The organism is Oscillospiraceae bacterium (assembly GCA_015067255.1).
Taxonomy (GTDB): domain Bacteria; phylum Bacillota; class Clostridia; order Oscillospirales; family SIG519; genus SIG519.
The window spans coordinates 53,631-70,844 of record SVMS01000004.1 but is presented as its reverse complement, the minus strand read 5'-3'; the positions used below and the strand labels follow the sequence as shown (position 1 = coordinate 70,844).

Genomic DNA, 17,214 nt, shown 5'->3' with positions numbered 1-17,214 from the left:
AACATCAAGCGATGGTTTTGCATCTCAAAAAGGACGCTTTAAATACGGTTTAGACTATAAGATTATTCAAGCCGCTGAGTTGTTGCATAGCACGCTTAAAGATTATACAAATTTATATTTTGTACCACTAACTCAATGTCATGACAGCGAATATAATTTCGGTAGAATTGAAACTCCTGTAAATCCGAGAGCAACACAGATGGAGTATATTCCCACCGAAGCCGTTCACCCACAAAAGCAAGGATATGAGCAAATGGCAGACATAATGTATAGTGTGATTTGTGCTAAATTAGGCGAAGAATAAATCAAAAAATTAAATTATTTAAAATTTATAATTCAAATAAAAGGAGATAAAAAATGAAAAGTACAATTTTAAAAATATTAGCTTCAACCTTCGCAGGCGGAATAGCAGCATATTTTAATGCTCTGCTTGTTCCCGTAGTGCTACTTGCTACGGTTATGGTAATGGATTACATATCGGGTATTGTATCTGCCTGGAAGGACGGATGCTTAAACAGTCGTATAGGTGTTATCGGAATAATAAAAAAAGTTTGCTATCTGTTAGCTATAGGGGTAGCAATTGTTGTAGATTTAATTATTCAAATGGTCCTTACTAAAATAAATATCAATATAACAATGCCTTACATATTTGGAATAATAGTTACTGTATGGTTTGTGATAAACGAGCTTATATCAATTCTTGAGAATGTGAGTAAAATCGGAGTACCGTTACCGGCGTTTCTCATAAAAGTAATAAAGAGACTAAAAGATACGGTAGAAAAGACTGCAGACACAGAAGAAAAGGAGAATTAAAAATGGGAAAAACAATATATTTATATCCAACAAATCAATTTGGAAACATTTACGCTTACGGCAATACCAATGAGGGAGAACAGTGCAATCTGATTGCAGATATAATTGAAGAAAAATTGAAAAAATATGATGTGAATGTATTAAGAACAAAAAAAGAGTGGACATCATATCAGACAGGCTGTGCAAAGGTTAACGAAGCTAATCCCGATTTGTGTATTTGCATACATACAAACGGAAGCAAAGAGCATAACTCAACAGGCACGGAAACCTATTATAATCCCAATATAACAGGGGCTAAAGAATGGGCTACACTTGTTCAAAACAAAATAAAAGCATTAAAACCGTCTATTGACAGAGGAATAAAAGACGGCTCATATCCTACAGGAGCAAATATAGGTTACATAAACAGAATTAAATGTATAAACTGTTTGGTAGAAATGGAATTTCACGATGTTTATGAAACTGCAAAATGGATATGTGATAACAAGGAAAAGCTTGCACAGGCGATTACCGAAGCAATAGTAGAGCAGTTAAAGCTGTCTAAAAAAACAGAAAATTCAACACCGGCAACACCGACAAATACCTTTAAAAACGGTGATACAGTAAAAATAAAAAAAGGCACAAAATATGTAACAGGGGAAACTCCTTCCTCTTGGGTATTTGATGAAACATTTAAAATCGCTAAACCTTATGAAGATTACGCAGCTTTGTGTGCATTAGACAATGATATAATAATCGGCTTAGTTTATTATAAAGACCTTGAAAAAGTTAACGTTTTGCAGTCAACTGCTTCAAAAACATATTTGAAAGTAAATACGTTTCTTTTGCCTTTATGGCTCTGCGGCGGCTGGAATGGAACGAAGCCTACCAAAAATATTTTAAAAATGCCGAAAAATTCATTGGTTGAATTGATAGAAAAAACGAATTCGAATTGGTATAAGGTTAAATATAACGGAATAGTAGGTTATGCAAGCGCTAAATACTTAAAATAAAAAATATTTCTGACTACTTTTTGACTACTTTTTTTATGTTTTTTTATGCTTTTTAATGTCTGTTTTTGCTTTTTAGAAAATAAAATATAAAACAATAAAAACCGCTTAAACCCTTATAAATCAAGGCTTTAAGCGGTTTTTTGAGTTGGTTGCGGAACTAGGATTCGAACCCAGACAAACAGAGTCAGAGTCTGTCGTGCTACCTTTACACAATTCCGCAAAATCAACAGCAATATATATTATACGCTTTTTTTTGGAAAAGTCAATACCTTTTTTAAAGAATATTTATATATATTGAAAAAATTAATGCCCAAGACAACTTGGGCATTAAGCTTAAAACATCATAGCTTCAATAAATCTGTCTTCAAAAGCATCACTTCCTGAAAGCTCAACTATTTTGGTGCTTGAAGCAATTTGCTCTGCACGTTTTCTCATATTTTCAGAAAGTAAACAGAGCGCTGCGCCTTTACCCGCAGAATTTCCTGTTTTTTGAGCAATACTAAGAATTTTTCTCGGGAAAAGACCAATATCTGCAGCTTTTTCTAAATCAAGAGCCATTCCAAATCCGCCTGCAACGTAAGCGGCATCAATATTGTCTGATAAGTCAATTAAAGTATCGGTACCCGCAAAGAAAGCGGCTTTTGCCAACTGAATTTCACGAACGTCACGCTGTGTTATGTAAAGCTTTTTATCCTCAGTGAGATAGAATACAGTTTCGTTATCCTCTTCACCTGAGTATTCGCTCTCGTCAGATAAAAGTCCTGTGTCCTCTATAATTTCATTTTTTAACAGCTCAGAGGTCAGAGCAATAAGTCCAGAGCCGCATATACCGCTGGGCTTAGCGTTGCCTATAGTTTTTAAAGAAATTCCGTTATTTAATGCTACGTCTGTTATTGCGCCTGTTATACTGCCTGTTCCGAATTTTATTTTTGCCCCTTCAAAAGCAGGACCGGCAGCAGTAGAACAAGCAAAAATTTCGTTATTTTTAGTAAGAGCCATTTCGCCGTTTGTTCCGATGTCAACCACAAAAGCGCAGTCGTTACGCTTATCAAAATCAAGATACAGCATAACAGCAACCGTATCTCCGCCTATAAAACCGCTGATAAGAGGCATAAAATAAATTTGTGCTTTTTTGTTAATATTAAGTCCAATATCAACAGCAGGAATATTTTCTCCTAAATTACTTGCCAAAGTAAAGGGAGCATGGCCTAAGCTTGCAGGACTTATTTTGGCAAAAATAAGCTCCATTGTGCTGTTGGCGGCAATTGTTACATCAATTATATTGCTTCTCTCAAAGCCCTTAATCTGACAAAATTCATCAATAACGTCATTTAAAGCCTCAACAAGAATTGTCTGAAGCTTGGAGAGACCGTCGGGATTATTAGTAACGTATTCAATTCTGCTTATAACGTCGGCACCGAAAGCTCTTTGAGGATTAACAATTCCTTTTTCAAAAAGAAGAGTACCGTCCTTTAAAGAGAAAAAGGAAAGAGCAACAGTGGTTGTTCCGATATCTATTGAAATTCCAACAGGATTTTCACTTAAAGATAAATCGGCGGCAGGAGATAGGGTATCTAAAGCAAGCTCTCCGCCGGTAAGTACATCAAAAGCACTGTCCTCAAGAAATATTTCAGCTTCTCCCAAGGCTTTTGTCAGGCAAGATATACGGATATTATTTTCAAGCTCATCCTTTGTAAGCAGTTCATTTTCTTTTTCGCTTAAAGAGGAAAGATTACCTGTTGCCTTAACCTTGCAGTTACCGCATACTCCTTTTCCTCCGCAGGGAGCAGAGAGAGTATAGCCATTTTCAATTATTATTTCAAGAAGAGTTTTTCCTATATCCTTAGAGCTTGTTTTTAAATTTGTTCTCATATTTACCTCTTTTAATGTAAAAGTGATTCTATCTTGTAAATATCTCCTGCACCCATTGTAATAATAAGTCCGCCGGATTTTTTGTTTTCTTTTATATATTCGGCAATTTCGTCAAAGCTGTCAAAGCATTCGGAGCCTTCTATTTTAGCAGATAAATCCTTTGAGGATATGTTGTAAATATCTTTTTCTCTTGCAGGATAAATCTTTGCCAGAATAACCTTGTCGGCAATACGAAGAGCCTTGGCGAAATCCTCTAAAAGCGCTTTTGTTCTTGTATACGTATGGGGTTGGAAGATACAAATAACATTTGTATATCCCATTTTTTTAGCAGCAGACAGAGTAGCCTGTATCTCTGAAGGATGGTGGGCATAATCGTCTATTATAGTAATATCATCATCACGGTATTTGATTTCAAAACGGCGTCTTGCGCCTTTAAAAATCTCAAGACCTTCTGTTATGCTTTGATTATCAATGTTCATAATATAGGCAGCGGCAATTGCAGCAAGAGCGTTGTAAATGTTATGCTCTCCGGGAATAAGCAAACGAACATTAAGCTTAGAATTGTCGGGGAGAATAACGTCAAAACAGCCACAGCCGTTGATGTATATTATATTTTCAGCTTTAATATCTCCGTTGTTTATACCAAAACCTATCTTTTTTCTTTGTGTATTTGAAATAGCTTTTATAACAGTATCGCTGTCAGCATTATAAACAATAGTACCGTCAAGATGAGTATTCTCGCTGTATTTTCTAAAGGACTCTATAATCTCATCAATGCCTGAAAAGAAATCCAAATGGTCCTCTTCGATATTTGTAAAAACAGATATTTTAGGATGGAAATTTAAAAATGAATTGCAGTATTCACAGGATTCAAAAATAAAGTATTTATCATCACCTATGTTGAGATTTCCGTTTATCTGGTCAAGGGTAGCGCCGACTGCTATAGTGGGATTTTTATCGGCTTTAAGTAATATTGAAGAAATCATAGAGGTAACGGAGGTTTTTCCGTGAGTTCCGCAAATTCCAACGGGACACTCATAGTCGTCCATAATACAGCCTAAAAGTTCAGCTCTTTCTACACAGGGAATGTTTAACTCAGACGTTTTAACTAATTCAGGATTATCTTTTTTAACAGCGGCTGTATAAACAACTGTTTGAGCATTATTTATATTTTGAGCGCTGTGTCCTATAAATACCTGTATTCCGTTTTTTTCTAAATTTTGTACAGCTTCGCTGTTGTTCATATCAGAGCCACTGACAGTGTATCCTCTGCTTTTTAACAGCAATGCAAGAGCGCTCATGCTTACTCCGCCTATGCCGACAAAATGTATATTTTTAATGTTATCAAGCTGTTGTTTTGTCAATAAAATCAATCCTTCCGAGGCTGATATACCATTTATATATTATGAAAAAAATTTGATTTGTGATACATATTTTTAAGTTTATCAAAATATAATATTGTACGAATAAAAATGAAATGGTGATTTGAATGTTTGTACTTTCTTTAAAAATGAGTCGCTCAAAAATAATAGGTATGCTTTGCATATGTATAGCCGCTGTGGCAATTGTATTTATAGGGATAAATACTCCCGTAGAAAAATCCTCAACCGTTGCTGTTACTTATATGGGACAGACAAATGAGCAAAGACTCCAATATATTCAGTCAAAAGGCTGGCAAGTATCTGAAGATATTAAAGAAATAGAGATTATTGTCCCTGAGGAATTTGATAATATTTACGAAAAATACAATTCTCTCCAAAAGCTTCAAGGCTTTGATTTAACAAAATATAAAGGCAAAAAAGTTACAAGGTATACATATGTAGTAACAAACTATCCAACTCAACAGGATAGCGAAATAAACTTAAATCTTATAGTTTATGATAACGTAATAATAGGCGGAGATGTGTGTTCAACAGCCCTTGGAGGCTTTATACACGGTCTGGAAATGCCTACTGTATAAAATTATATCATATATAGCCTGAAAAATCAAATAATACTTTTAAAAATTCCTGTAAAGCAAAACAACTTTACAGGAATTTTAAGGAGGGCTATAGCTAAATGTTATTGTTTAAGAGCAAAGCTTTCGCAGTCGGTACATTCAATTACCGTAGGGTTGGCTTCGTGTGTTCCAACTGAGATTTCATCAAGAGAGCAATAGTTTTCTTTGCTGCAGTGGTGTACACAGTTAGAAACAGAACATTTAATAGAATGATTAGCCTTACAGTTATCCATTATTATTCTCCATTTCGCTATATATTATCTTCAATTGAACAAATTGAAGATTGATATTATTTTGACTTAATTTTTAATATATATTCATGTTCTAAAATTTTTTCTTATGAATATAAATATAACAAATAGATTACACACGAAAAAATGAAAGGATTTGAAGTTGATGAATTTGTATCAAAACATAGCCCGTCGAACTCAGGGAGATATTTATATAGGTGTAGTAGGTCCTGTAAGAACAGGCAAGTCTACATTCATAAAAAGATTTATGGAAACTCTTGTAGTTCCTAATATTTCAGATGATTTTAAAAAGGAAAGAGCAGTAGACGAGCTTCCTCAAAGTGCAGCCGGAAGAACGATAATGACTACAGAGCCTAAATTTATTCCAAACGAAGCAGTAGAAATAACTGTAGATAAAAATGCAACCTTTAAGGTTAGAATGATTGACTGTGTGGGCTATATTGTTCCAAGTGCTTTGGGATATATAGAAAATGAAATGCCGAGAATGGTAAGCACTCCTTGGTTTGAAGAAGAAATACCGTTTAATATGGCAGCAGAAATAGGTACGCAAAAGGTAATTAACGAGCATTCTACAATAGGCTTACTTATAACTACTGACGGCACAATAGGGGAAATACCGAGATTAGAATATGAAGAGATTGAAAAAAGAGTAGTTAATGAGCTTAAGCAAATAAATAAACCCTTTATAGTGCTTTTGAATACAGTAAATCCTGATTCGGAAGATGCAAAAAAAATGGCAAAGGAGCTTTCACAAAATTACGGTGTTACCGTAATGCCCGTAAACTGTCTTGAATTGGGACAGGATGACATAAAAAATATTTTGGAAAAGGTGCTTTTTGAATTTCCCGTAACTGAGATAGGAATAAATTTATCACCTTGGTTTAACTCTTTACCCTCAACTCATATTTTAAAGAAATCAGTGCTTCAAAGCATTGTTGAAGCGTCAAAAGGAATTTCAAAAATAAGTCATATTAAGGCTATGGCAGATAAGCTTATTGACAATGAATATATAACTAATTCCAATGTTGCAGGAATTGACTTGGGCACAGGCTGTGCCTGCATAGAGCTTAGTTTCCCCGAAACTCTCTTTTATCAAGTTTTGAGTGAAACAACAGGTCTTGAAATTGATAATGATGCACAGCTTATGACAACACTGAGAGAGCTTTCCTCAATTAAAAAAGAATATTCTAAAATACAAGATGCGTTAAACGATGCTGAAACTATCGGATACGGAATAGTTACTCCCGATATGGACGAAATGACTCTTGAAGAGCCCGAAATAGTTAAACAGGGCGGAAAATACGGAGTTCGCTTAAAGGCATCAGCACCGTCGATACATATGATACGGGCTAATATTGAAACAGAAGTAAGTCCTATAGTTGGGAGCGAAAAGCAGTCGGAAGAGCTTGTTAAATACTTACTTATGGATTATGAAGAAAATCCGCAGAAGCTTTGGGAAAGCAATATTTTCGGTAAATCCTTACACGAGCTTGTAAATGAAGGCTTACAAAATAAGCTGTATAAAATGCCCGACGATGCAAGGGATAAAATTCAGGAAACCTTACAGAGAATTATTAACGAAGGTAGTGGCGGACTTATTTGCATAATATTATAAAAGGGGATGTAAAAAAACGCAGAGCGCATAAAACAAGTAAATAAAACAACTATATACCATCATTTAATAAAAGAAAGAGTAAAAACAATAGAAAAACATCTTTTTGCTAATTCTTTTAAGAAATATACGTTTTATGCTATCTGCCAATTTCGCCCTCGGAGTACCTCTGTACACCGTCGGGTAACCGCCGACAAAAATTTGTCGGCGCGAAATTGACAGATTCTGCTTGATTTTCCTATCCCCTAAAAAGCTTCGGGCACTAATTTGTGTCCGAAGCTTTAAATTTATATAAATTACAGAGCCTGTTTTCTTGAAAGATTGATTCTACCCTGGTCGTCGATTTCAACAACCTTAACGAAGATTTCATCGCCAACAGAAACAACATCTTCAACCTTTTCAACACGCTTTGTGTCAAGCTGAGAAATGTGAACAAGACCTTCCTTGCCGGGTGCAAATTCAACAAAGCAACCGAATTTAAGAATTCTTGTAACCTTACCGCAGAAAATAGTTCCTATTTCAGGGTCATTAACAATTGCATTGATGATGGACATAGCTTTTTCGCCTGCTTCCAAATCGGTAGCTGCAATAAATACCTTGCCGTCATCCTCAATGTCGATTTTAACGCCGGTGTCAGCAGTAATTTTCTGAATTACACATCCGCCTTTACCGATAACGTCACGGATTTTCTCGGGGTCAATATTCATTGAAAGCATTTTGGGAGCATATTTTGAAAGCTCTTTTCTGGGCTCGGGAATAGCCTTAAGCATAACCTCGTCAAGAATATAATTTCTTGCAACGTGAGTCTGTTCAAATGCTTTTTTGATTATTTCGGGAGTTAAACCGTCAATCTTAAGGTCCATCTGGATAGCAGTGATACCGTCATGTGTACCTGCAACCTTAAAGTCCATATCGCCGAAGAAGTCTTCAATACCTTGAATATCAACCATTGTAAGCCAACGGTCGCCCTCAGTAACAAGACCGCAGGAGATACCTGCAACAGGCTTCTTAATGGGAACCCCTGCATCCATAAGAGCAAGAGTAGAACCACAGATAGAACCCTGAGAGGTAGAACCATTAGAGGTTAAAACCTCAGAAACAAGGCGGATTGCATAGGGAAACTCTTCTTCAGAGGGGATAACAGGCTCAAGAGCTCTTTCGGCAAGAGCGCCGTGACCAATTTCACGTCTGCCGGGGCCTCTTGAAGGACGGGTATCGCCAACAGAGTAAGAGGGCATATTGTAGTGATGCATATATCTTTTTGTTTCCTCAAGGTCAATTCCGTCAAGCATCTGAGCTTCTGCAATTGTTCCTAAGGTAGCAATAGTTAGTACCTGAGTTTGTCCTCTTGCGAAAAGACCTGAACCGTGAGTTCTGGGAAGAACGCCAACCTCAGCATGAAGAGGTCTTAAATCAAGAAGTCCTCTGCCGTCTACACGCTTGCCTTCGTCAAGTATCCAGCGGCGAACAACAAATTTCTGAAGCTTATACATACACTCGTTAAGAGCAGCCTCGCTGTCAGGATAAATTTCTGCAAAGTGAGCCAAAACATCTTCGTAAATAGGAAGCAAACGAGCATCTCTGACAGTTTTATCATCAGTATACATAGCTTCTCTTACAGCCTCGATGCAGTATTCCTTAACTGCTTCGAACATTTCGGGATCAACTTCCTGAGATTCAAAAGCAATCTTTTCTTTACCAACCTCAGCTTTGATTTCATTGATAAATACAATAAGCTTTTTAATTTCTTCGTGAGCTTTCATAATAGCGTCGAACATAACTTCGTCGCTTATTTCCTTAGCGCCTGCTTCAATCATAACAACCTTTTTCTCAGAAGCGGCAACAGTAAGGGAAAGAAGGCTCTTTTCTCTTTGTACTGTATTGGGGTTTAAAATGATTTCGTTGTCCACATAACCAACGGACATACCGCCGATAGGACCTGCCCAGGGAATATCGGAAATTGTAAGAGCAATAGAAGCACCTATCATTCCGGCAATTTCGGGAGAATTGTCATTGTCAACAGATAAAACAAGAAGATTAACTGCAACGTCATTTCTCATATCCTTAGGGAAGAGAGGTCTCAAGGGTCTGTCAATAACACGGGAAGCAAGGATAGCCTTATCGGAAGGTCTGCCTTCACGCTTTAAAAAGCTTCCGGGAATTTTACCTACTGAATAAAGACGCTCCTCATAATCAACGGACAAGGGAAAATAATCAATTCCGTCACGAGGCTTGGGAGCCATGGTAGCTGTTGCAAGAACAACTGTATCGCCAAATCTTACAAGGGCAGAAGCGTTAGCAAGCTCTGCAAATTTTCCGGTTTCAATGGTAAGAGTTCTACCGGTAAATTCGGTTTTGAAAATTCTGTGATTTTCGTACATTTTTTTATCTCCTTTAAAATTTTTTGCGGCGACAACATTTTAGCACTTGAGGCAATAAACCGACGTAATCGGTGCATTCCCGCAAGTTCTAAATACTGCCGCCAATTGCGACAAAGGAGGGTACAAGTTTCGTACCCTCCTATATCTTTTTTACTTTCTAAGCTCAAGCTTAGCAATGATAGCACGGTATCTTTCGATATCCTTCTTCATAAGGTAGTTCAAAAGATTACGTCTTTTACCAACCATTTTAAGCAAACCTCTGCGTGAATGGTGGTCGTTTTTGTGCTCTTTAAGGTGCTCAGTAAGAGAGTTTATTCTGTTAGTAAGAATAGCAATCTGCACCTCGGGAGAACCTGTATCGGTCTCATGAGTACGGTTTGCAGCAATAACTGACTGCTTAACGTCCTTTAACATTTCTTTCACCTCCGAAATTATTCGCCCAAAGCTAAGAAAAGGGTAAGGTGAAGGGCTTTAAAAGCATAAAACCACGTTTTGTCCCTAATCCGAGCAAAAGGTCATCGCAACTACTATACCACAAAAAAAAGCTTTTGTAAATATATTTTTTACTTATTTTTTTAATAAAATACAATATTTTTTTAAAATGTGAAAAATAAACAAAAAGACTTTAAACTGGTTATTAATAATATGTAAAGTTTTTGTTGAAAAATAAAAATAAAAAGGATATGATATAAATTAAGTAAATGTCGACAAAATTGGAGTGAGATAATTGGAACAGGCAGTTGCTAAAATAATTGAAACCGAAAGAAAAGCTTGTGCGTTGATAGAGGAAATTCAGAACGAAAAAAATCAGCTTAACAACAGTGTTGAAGAAGAGGTTAAAGAGCTAAAAGAAAAATATGACGCACGTACTGAAAATCGAATTGAAATAGTTTTAAAAGACGAAAACGAGATTTTGCAAAAAGCTCTTGAAGAGATAGAGGAGCAAAAGCAGGAAAAGCTTGACCAAATGAATAAGCTTTTTGAAGAAAATTTTGAAAAATGGACAGAGACCATTTTTGAAAGAATAGTAAAATAAATAGACCTTGAATTAAAAGGAGGTGAGCTGTTTAAATGCTTATAAATTCGTTTCACAGTGCAGTATCTGCAAAGGTGAAAGTAATGTACGGCAACCGTATTAAATCGGAAGATTATTCGAAGCTTTTAAAAAAGAAATATGTATCTGAAATAGTTGCTTTTCTGGCAGACTCTTCAGGTTATGAAAAAGCGTTTTCTCAGCTTGACCCCAGATATATACACAGAAATCATATTGAATTGATTTTAAAAAAAGAGCTTTACAATGATTATTTGAAGCTTATAAGATTTTCTCAAAAGGGTGACAAAAGGCTTTTACAGCTTCTTTTCACTAAATATGAAATTGACGAGCTGTTAAGCTTTCTGAGATATCTGAAAAGTGAAAGAGCAAAGGATTTTATTTTAACAGCTCCAAAATATATTATTGAAAACAGCAACATTGATTTCAATGCACTTTCCAAGAGTAAAAGCTTTGAAGAATTTTTAAATAATATAAAAAATACCGCTTATTATAAAATTCTTAAAAAATGCGATTTTAACAGTAATGATGCTTTTTCTAAATGTGAGTCAATGCTTTATTCAAATTTTTATGCCTGTGCTTTTAAAATTGCCAAAGAACAGTCCGGAGACATTCATAAAAGTATAAAAGCTTTTATCGGAATGAGAGTGGATATGCTCAATATAATATATATTTTAAGGCTTAAAAAGTACTATAAAAGTGATAGTGAAGAAATACGTATTCACATAATTCCATATAATTATAAAATTTCAAAAACCGTATTGAACGAAATGATAACGGCAAAGGATACCGACAGTGTTTTTGAGATAATATCCAAAACCTACTACGGAAAATATTTTAAAAGTCAAAAGATTGCTTTTGCAGATGAATATTTGTATAGGCTTATGTATGAGATTTCAAAAAAGAACATAACCTATGGCGCTCCGTCGGTTCTTATTCCTATATCTTATTTAACCTTAAAGGAAATTGAAATAAAGGATTTAATAACAATTACAGAGGGTAAAAGATATTCTCTTTCTAATGAAGAGATAAATCGAAGCCTTATTGGAAAAGAAGAAAACACAAAGCAGGTGATTTAGTGGTTGAAAAAATGAGTCTTGTCAGCATAACCGGTGATGTTTCTGTTTTTGACAGTGTTGCCAAACGCTGTATAGAAAAAGAAATATTTCACGCAGAAAATGCTGCAGACGTAGTCAAACAGGATGAATATATATCTGTTGAAGACAGCGGTGCATATTCTCAGTTTGAATTGAAATTTTCGCCTTTTTCCGAACAAAATCCGTATTCTGAAACGCTGAGGGAAATTACCGATTTTGCATCAAGAACCGGTATAGAGCTTAAATATTCGGATTTTGAAGGAGTTGAAAAAACTCCTGAAGAAATACAGGACAGAATAAAAGGAATAAATGATAATTACGACATTTTCCTTTCTTCAATTCATAACTTAGAAAAAAGGCTGTTGGATGACGAACAGATTTTATTACAGCTTACGCATCTTAAAAACTTTTCGGTAGATATACATCAACTTCTTAGTTTTAAGTTTATAAAATACCGCTTTGGAAGAATGCCAAAAGAAAACTATACAAAGCTTTTAGCACATCTGACAGAGGGCGAAATGTATTTTGTAACCACGTCAGAGGAAAAGGAAAGTATTTGGGGCTTTTATTTTGCAACTCCGCAAAGCGTAAGGCGGGCAGACTCTCTTATGAGTACGCTCAACTTTGAACGTATAGAGCTTTCGGGCCGTGTCAGAGGAACTCCTGAGGAAGCTCACGAGAATTTTGAAAATGAGCTTAAGGAAACCAAAAAAGAGCTTGAGGATATGAAACTTGAGTTTGAAGCTTTTATGGAAGAAGCAAAAACGGGATTACTTAAATATTACAGTAAAATCCGATGTATGCATGACGTATTTGCTTTGAGAAAATATGCGCTCAGGTCTAATGATACATTTTTACTGACAGGCTGGGTGCCTCAGAAAAATACCGAAGAGCTTACAGATATCCTCAAGGAATATCCTTCTGTAAAATGCGCTGTGGATAAAGCTGAGACCCATAAGGATTTAACTCCGCCAACAAAGCTTAAAAATATAAAATTTGTCAATTCCTTTGAAAGCTTTGTAAAGCTTTACGGAATGCCAAGCTATAATGAAATAGACCCGTCTTTTATATTTGCTTTAACTTATACAATCGTATTCGGATTGATGTTCGGAGATATAGGACAAGGCTTTGTGCTGTTTTTAGCAGGCTTGTTTGCTTGGCTTAAGCTTAAGAAAAATTTCGGACAGATGTTATCGTTGATAGGCCTTTCGTCAATTTGCTTTGGTTTTGTTTACGGAAGCTTTTTCGGATATGAGGATATTATTCACGGTGTTCTTATACCTATGAAAAATATAAATACAATGCTTTTCGGCGCAGTTGGGATAGGCGTAGTTATAATTGTCGCAGGAATGACAGTAAATGTTATAAACTGTATATTGAAAAAAGAGTACGCCAAAGCATTCTTCTCTTCAAACGGAATTGCCGGAATAGTGTTTTATACTTCACTCCTTGCAGGAGTTGCGCTGACACTTTTTATGGGAATAAATGTGTTTAGCTTAGCGTATATTTTAGGTCTTATAGTTTTACCGGTGCTTTTATTTGTATTGTGTGAACCCTTTGACCATATGATAAAGCACAAAACAGCATTTAAGCCTGAAAGCTGGGGAGATTTTCTTATTGAAGCATTTTTCGAGCTCTTTGAGATAGTGCTCAGCTTCGTAACAAATACAATATCGTTTATAAGAATAGGAGCCTTTGCTCTGTCCCACGCAGGTATGATGATGATTGTTCTTTCTCTTGCAGGAGCAGGGGAAGGACCCGGAAATATTCTGGTAATTATTTTAGGAAATGCTTTTGTTATGTGTATTGAGGGCTTAATAGTCGGAATACAGACTTTAAGACTTGAATTTTATGAAATGTTCTCTCGCTTCTATGAAGGTAACGGAGACGAATTTACACCTGTGAAAATACAATATTAAAAAAATCGGAGGAAAAAAATCATGTTAATTTATTTAGTAATAGCAGTACTTGTAGCTCTTCTTTTTGCACCCGTTGTTCCCCTTGTATCAAAAACCCTTAACGGTAAAAAGGCAAAATTATCTTTACTTTGTAATCTTGCTTCATTTTTCTCACTTTGTATAATACTTACTGTTGTAGTATTTGACGGCTCTGTATTTGCAGCAGAGGGTGAAGCTGTGGTAAAGGCTCTTGACCCCAGCGCAGGAATGGGCTTTCTTGCTTGCGGAATAGTTATGGCAGGCGCAACATTAGGCGCAGGTATAGCTGTTTCTTCTGCAGCTTCTGCCGCTATCGGCGCAACAGGTGAAAATCCCAAGAACTTTGCAAAATCTCTTATGTTCGTTGCTTTGGGAGAGAGTATTCCTCTTTATGCGCTTTTAGTTGTATTTATGATTATTGATAAACTTTAATTTTATAATTCGTAATTTTAAAAACGGAGGTGAAGCTTTATGAGATTTTTCCTTATAAGTGATAACGTAGATACGCAAGTAGGCTTAAGACTTGCAGGTATAGACGGTGTAGTTGTGCATGAAAGCCAAGAGGTAGAAGAGGCAATAGCAAACGCTCTTGAGGATAGCAGCATAGGTGTTATTTTAATAACTCAAAAATTAGTATCACTTTGCCAGAAAACAGTTTATGACATAAAGCTTCATAGACATATACCCCTTATAGTTGAAATTCCCGACCGTCACGGCGGCGGCCGTTCCGAAAGTGCAATATCGGAATATGTAAGAGAAGCAATCGGAATTAACATAGGGTAGAGAATAAAGAGAAGGGACAAAACAGCTGTTTTTAAGGCTGATTATCGGTAGTCATAATGAATGATAAAATTTTAGATAGCTTTCTTGAAAACGTAATTAAAGAAGCGCAGGAAATGTATAAGCTTAATATAACAGAGCTTGACAAACTCCGTGAAAAAAAGGTTGGAAAAGCAGAGGACGAAATTCTTAAAGGCGTTTATGATAAGATACAGTCTAATATTAACGATATAAAGCATAATGCCAGCCGTGAAATTTCAAATAAAACGGCACAGACAAGGCGAGAGCTCTTACAAAGACGTGAAGAAATAACGAAACAAGTTTTCGAAAAGCTTGAAATAAAGCTTGGAGAATTTGTAAACAGCTCGGAATACGATGTTTTTTTAAAGAAAATATTCTCTGATTACAAGAGTGAAAATCCCGTTGTTTACTGTCGTGAATGCGATGTGGAAAAAATCAAAAAAATGGGTTTTGAAAAAGTATATGCTGATGACAGCATAAAAATAGGCGGAGTTATTGTAGAAAAAAGTCAAGCGGTAAGAGTTAATCAGACTCTTGATGTAAGACTTGAAGAGCAATATGAATACTTTAATCTTATGTCAGGTATAAGTATTGTGTAGTCAGTACCGTACGAGAAAGGCGGAGCTTGAACAGCTATGAGCAAATTGACAATTTATAATATAAACGGTCCGGTTGTTACGGTTAATAATGCAAAAGAGCTTGCAGTGTCGGAAATGGTTTATGTTGGTAACGAGCGTCTTATAGGCGAGGTTATAAACGTAAAAGGCGATACTGCAGTTGTTCAGGTGTATGAAAATACAACCGGTGTTTATCCGGGAGAGCCTGTATACAGCACGGGAGCTCCTATGTCGGTTAAATTAGGACCGGGTATAGTTTCGAATATTTATGACGGAATTCAAAGACCTCTTAAAAAAATAGAAGAGGTTTCGGGAGAGTTTATTGCAAGAGGAATAAATGTTCCCGCTATCGACGAGCAAAAACTATGGGACGTAACTGTAACTGCTAAAGAAGGAGATTTTCTTAAAAGCGGAGAGGTATATGCAACAACAGTTGAAAGCTCTGCGATAGTTCATAAATGTCTTGTTCCCTCAGGTGTTAGCGGACAGGTTACTTATGCGGCGCCCAGTGGAAAATATAAAGTAGATGATATTGTTTTAAAAATAGGTGAGAGGGAACTCTCACTATGTCAGGTGTGTCCCATACGTGTTGGCAGACCTATTGAAAAAAGAATGTCTGTTGACCGTCCGCTTATAACGGGACAAAGAGTTATAGACTCACTTTTTCCTATTGCCAAGGGAGGTACTGCCGCTATCCCGGGAGGATTTGGTACAGGAAAAACAATGACACAGCATCAGATAGCAAAATGGTCTGATGCAGACCTTATAGTTTATATCGGTTGCGGTGAACGTGGAAATGAGATGACACAGGTTTTAAAAGAATTTTCAGAGCTTGTAGACCCAAAATCCCAAAAGCCGTTGACTGACAGAACAGTTCTTATAGCAAATACATCAAATATGCCCGTTGCGGCAAGAGAAGCATCTATATATACAGGAATTACCATAGCTGAATATTATCGTGATATGGGATATCACGTTGCTATAATGGCAGACTCTACATCCCGTTGGGCAGAGGCACTTCGTGAAATTTCGGGACGTTTGGAGGAAATGCCTGCAGAAGAAGGATTTCCTGCCTATTTACCTTCACGTCTTTCTCAGTTTTATGAAAGAGCAGGTTATGTAAAAACTCTTTCGGGACAAGAGGGATCTGTTACAATTATAGGTGCTGTTTCTCCTCAAGGCGGAGATTTTTCCGAGCCTGTTACTCAAAATACAAAAAGATTTATACGCTGCTTCTGGGCTCTTGATAAACAGCTTGCTTATTCAAGACATTATCCCGCTATAAATTGGAACGGAAGCTACAGCGAATATGCACAGGAGCTTTCTGAGTATTACAGCAAAAACGTAAGCCCTGACTTTTTGAATTGTTGCGGAAAAATATCAGCTCTGCTTATTGAAGAAAGCAGATTGATGGAAATAGTTAAGCTTATAGGTTCTGACGTTTTACCTGATGACCAGAAGCTTACAATAGAAATTTCAAGAGTTATCCGTTTGGGCTTTTTACAGCAAAATGCTTATCATGCTACTGATACGTATGTGCCTCTTAAAAAGCAATATAAAATGATGAAGGTTATACTTCATCTTTACGAAAAAGCAAAAGAGGTTATAAGCTTATCTGTTCCCATTTCTCAAATCAAGCAAAGGGATTTATTTAATAAGCTGATAAAGCTGAAATTTGAAATAGGAAATGATGAGCTTGAGCGTTTTGATGAATATGAAAACGACATTGATTTAACAATAAGTAAAATTAAGGAAGCTAACGGAATCAATTAACAGGTTAAATCGTGTGAA

The 17,214-nt window shown here is 36.2% G+C and carries 16 protein-coding genes and 1 tRNA gene; 11 read left to right on the top strand and 6 right to left on the bottom strand.

The features are described 5' to 3' along the window. The first annotated feature begins 357 nt into the window (after positions 1 to 357). Entirely contained in the window at positions 358 to 813 is a 456-nt protein-coding gene (locus E7480_02080) for a phage holin family protein (protein ID MBE6903378.1), read from the top strand. A 2-nt stretch (positions 814 to 815) separates the two neighbouring features. Then, complete coding sequence (locus E7480_02075; protein MBE6903377.1) at positions 816 to 1,805, top strand: hypothetical protein; 990 nt, start codon at positions 816 to 818, stop codon at positions 1,803 to 1,805. A gap of 146 nt (positions 1,806 to 1,951) precedes the next feature. Here the strand turns inward: E7480_02075 and E7480_02070 are convergent. From E7480_02070 to murC, 3 genes are all read right to left on the bottom strand, one after another. Beyond that, a tRNA-Gln gene (locus tag E7480_02070) sits at positions 1,952 to 2,025 on the bottom strand. Between the two features lie 113 nt (positions 2,026 to 2,138). Next, positions 2,139 to 3,677: a DUF4445 domain-containing protein gene (locus E7480_02065; protein MBE6903376.1), complete on the bottom strand. Its 1,539-nt coding sequence runs from the start codon at positions 3,675 to 3,677 to the stop codon at positions 2,139 to 2,141. A gap of 11 nt (positions 3,678 to 3,688) precedes the next feature. After that, positions 3,689 to 5,041 (bottom strand): UDP-N-acetylmuramate--L-alanine ligase, encoded by a 1,353-nt coding sequence (gene murC / locus E7480_02060; protein MBE6903375.1) that lies wholly within the window; start codon positions 5,039 to 5,041, stop codon positions 3,689 to 3,691. 125 nt (positions 5,042 to 5,166) lie between these two features. On the opposite strand from murC, the gene E7480_02055 reads away from it, so the two are divergent. After that, a complete protein-coding gene (locus E7480_02055) occupies positions 5,167 to 5,637 on the top strand; it encodes a DUF4830 domain-containing protein (protein ID MBE6903374.1) in 471 nt (156 codons plus the stop codon). 101 nt (positions 5,638 to 5,738) lie between these two features. Here the strand turns inward: E7480_02055 and E7480_02050 are convergent, their stop codons facing one another. Continuing rightward, positions 5,739 to 5,909: a DUF1540 domain-containing protein gene (locus E7480_02050; protein ID MBE6903373.1), complete on the bottom strand. Its 171-nt coding sequence runs from the start codon at positions 5,907 to 5,909 to the stop codon at positions 5,739 to 5,741. A 154-nt stretch (positions 5,910 to 6,063) separates the two neighbouring features. On the opposite strand from E7480_02050, the gene spoIVA reads away from it, so the two are divergent. Next, positions 6,064 to 7,542: a stage IV sporulation protein A gene (gene spoIVA, locus E7480_02045; protein ID MBE6903372.1), complete on the top strand. Its 1,479-nt coding sequence runs from the start codon at positions 6,064 to 6,066 to the stop codon at positions 7,540 to 7,542. 293 nt (positions 7,543 to 7,835) lie between these two features. Here spoIVA and E7480_02040 read toward each other — a convergent pair whose 3' ends face one another. After that, positions 7,836 to 9,920, bottom strand: a complete 2,085-nt coding sequence (locus tag E7480_02040) for a polyribonucleotide nucleotidyltransferase (protein MBE6903371.1) — start codon at positions 9,918 to 9,920, stop codon at positions 7,836 to 7,838. A 150-nt stretch (positions 9,921 to 10,070) separates the two neighbouring features. Next, the gene (gene rpsO / locus E7480_02035) at positions 10,071 to 10,334 is read right to left on the bottom strand and encodes a 30S ribosomal protein S15 (GenBank protein ID MBE6903370.1); all 264 of its coding nucleotides are present in this window, start codon (positions 10,332 to 10,334) and stop codon (positions 10,071 to 10,073) included. Positions 10,335 to 10,647: 313 nt separating this feature from the next. On the opposite strand from rpsO, the gene E7480_02030 reads away from it, so the two are divergent. From E7480_02030 to E7480_02000, 7 genes are read left to right on the top strand one after another with little or no spacing between them, the layout of a single operon-like run. Continuing rightward, the gene (locus E7480_02030) at positions 10,648 to 10,956 is read left to right on the top strand and encodes a hypothetical protein (protein ID MBE6903369.1); all 309 of its coding nucleotides are present in this window, start codon (positions 10,648 to 10,650) and stop codon (positions 10,954 to 10,956) included. A 35-nt stretch (positions 10,957 to 10,991) separates the two neighbouring features. Beyond that, positions 10,992 to 12,050, top strand: a complete 1,059-nt coding sequence (locus E7480_02025; GenBank protein MBE6903368.1) for a hypothetical protein — start codon at positions 10,992 to 10,994, stop codon at positions 12,048 to 12,050. Positions 12,051 to 12,061: 11 nt separating this feature from the next. Continuing rightward, a complete protein-coding gene (locus E7480_02020) occupies positions 12,062 to 13,987 on the top strand; it encodes a hypothetical protein (GenBank protein ID MBE6903367.1) in 1,926 nt (641 codons plus the stop codon). Between the two features lie 21 nt (positions 13,988 to 14,008). Then, on the top strand, positions 14,009 to 14,437 hold the full coding sequence (locus E7480_02015) for an ATPase (protein MBE6903366.1): 429 nt from the start codon (positions 14,009 to 14,011) through the stop codon (positions 14,435 to 14,437). Positions 14,438 to 14,476: 39 nt separating this feature from the next. After that, positions 14,477 to 14,788 carry an ATP synthase subunit F gene (locus tag E7480_02010; GenBank protein MBE6903365.1) on the top strand — a complete coding sequence of 104 codons (312 nt, stop codon included), beginning with the start codon at positions 14,477 to 14,479 and terminating at the stop codon, positions 14,786 to 14,788. Positions 14,789 to 14,844: 56 nt separating this feature from the next. Next, positions 14,845 to 15,405: a hypothetical protein gene (locus E7480_02005; GenBank protein ID MBE6903364.1), complete on the top strand. Its 561-nt coding sequence runs from the start codon at positions 14,845 to 14,847 to the stop codon at positions 15,403 to 15,405. Between the two features lie 36 nt (positions 15,406 to 15,441). Next, positions 15,442 to 17,196 carry a V-type ATP synthase subunit A gene (locus E7480_02000; protein ID MBE6903363.1) on the top strand — a complete coding sequence of 585 codons (1,755 nt, stop codon included), beginning with the start codon at positions 15,442 to 15,444 and terminating at the stop codon, positions 17,194 to 17,196. Positions 17,197 to 17,214: the final 18 nt, after the last annotated feature.

Coding starts and splice junctions, on each gene's coding strand:
- E7480_02080 (MBE6903378.1), top strand. CDS start 358: ATGAAAAGTACAATTTTAAAAATATTAGCTTCAACCTTCGCAGGCGGA.
- E7480_02075 (MBE6903377.1), top strand. CDS start 816: ATGGGAAAAACAATATATTTATATCCAACAAATCAATTTGGAAACATT.
- E7480_02065 (MBE6903376.1), bottom strand. CDS start 3,677: ATGAGAACAAATTTAAAAACAAGCTCTAAGGATATAGGAAAAACTCTT.
- E7480_02055 (MBE6903374.1), top strand. CDS start 5,167: ATGTTTGTACTTTCTTTAAAAATGAGTCGCTCAAAAATAATAGGTATG.
- E7480_02050 (MBE6903373.1), bottom strand. CDS start 5,909: ATGGATAACTGTAAGGCTAATCATTCTATTAAATGTTCTGTTTCTAAC.
- E7480_02040 (MBE6903371.1), bottom strand. CDS start 9,920: ATGTACGAAAATCACAGAATTTTCAAAACCGAATTTACCGGTAGAACT.
- rpsO (MBE6903370.1), bottom strand. CDS start 10,334: ATGTTAAAGGACGTTAAGCAGTCAGTTATTGCTGCAAACCGTACTCAT.
- E7480_02025 (MBE6903368.1), top strand. CDS start 10,992: ATGCTTATAAATTCGTTTCACAGTGCAGTATCTGCAAAGGTGAAAGTA.
- E7480_02020 (MBE6903367.1), top strand. CDS start 12,062: ATGAGTCTTGTCAGCATAACCGGTGATGTTTCTGTTTTTGACAGTGTT.
- E7480_02015 (MBE6903366.1), top strand. CDS start 14,009: ATGTTAATTTATTTAGTAATAGCAGTACTTGTAGCTCTTCTTTTTGCA.
- E7480_02010 (MBE6903365.1), top strand. CDS start 14,477: ATGAGATTTTTCCTTATAAGTGATAACGTAGATACGCAAGTAGGCTTA.
- E7480_02005 (MBE6903364.1), top strand. CDS start 14,845: ATGAATGATAAAATTTTAGATAGCTTTCTTGAAAACGTAATTAAAGAA.
- E7480_02000 (MBE6903363.1), top strand. CDS start 15,442: ATGAGCAAATTGACAATTTATAATATAAACGGTCCGGTTGTTACGGTT.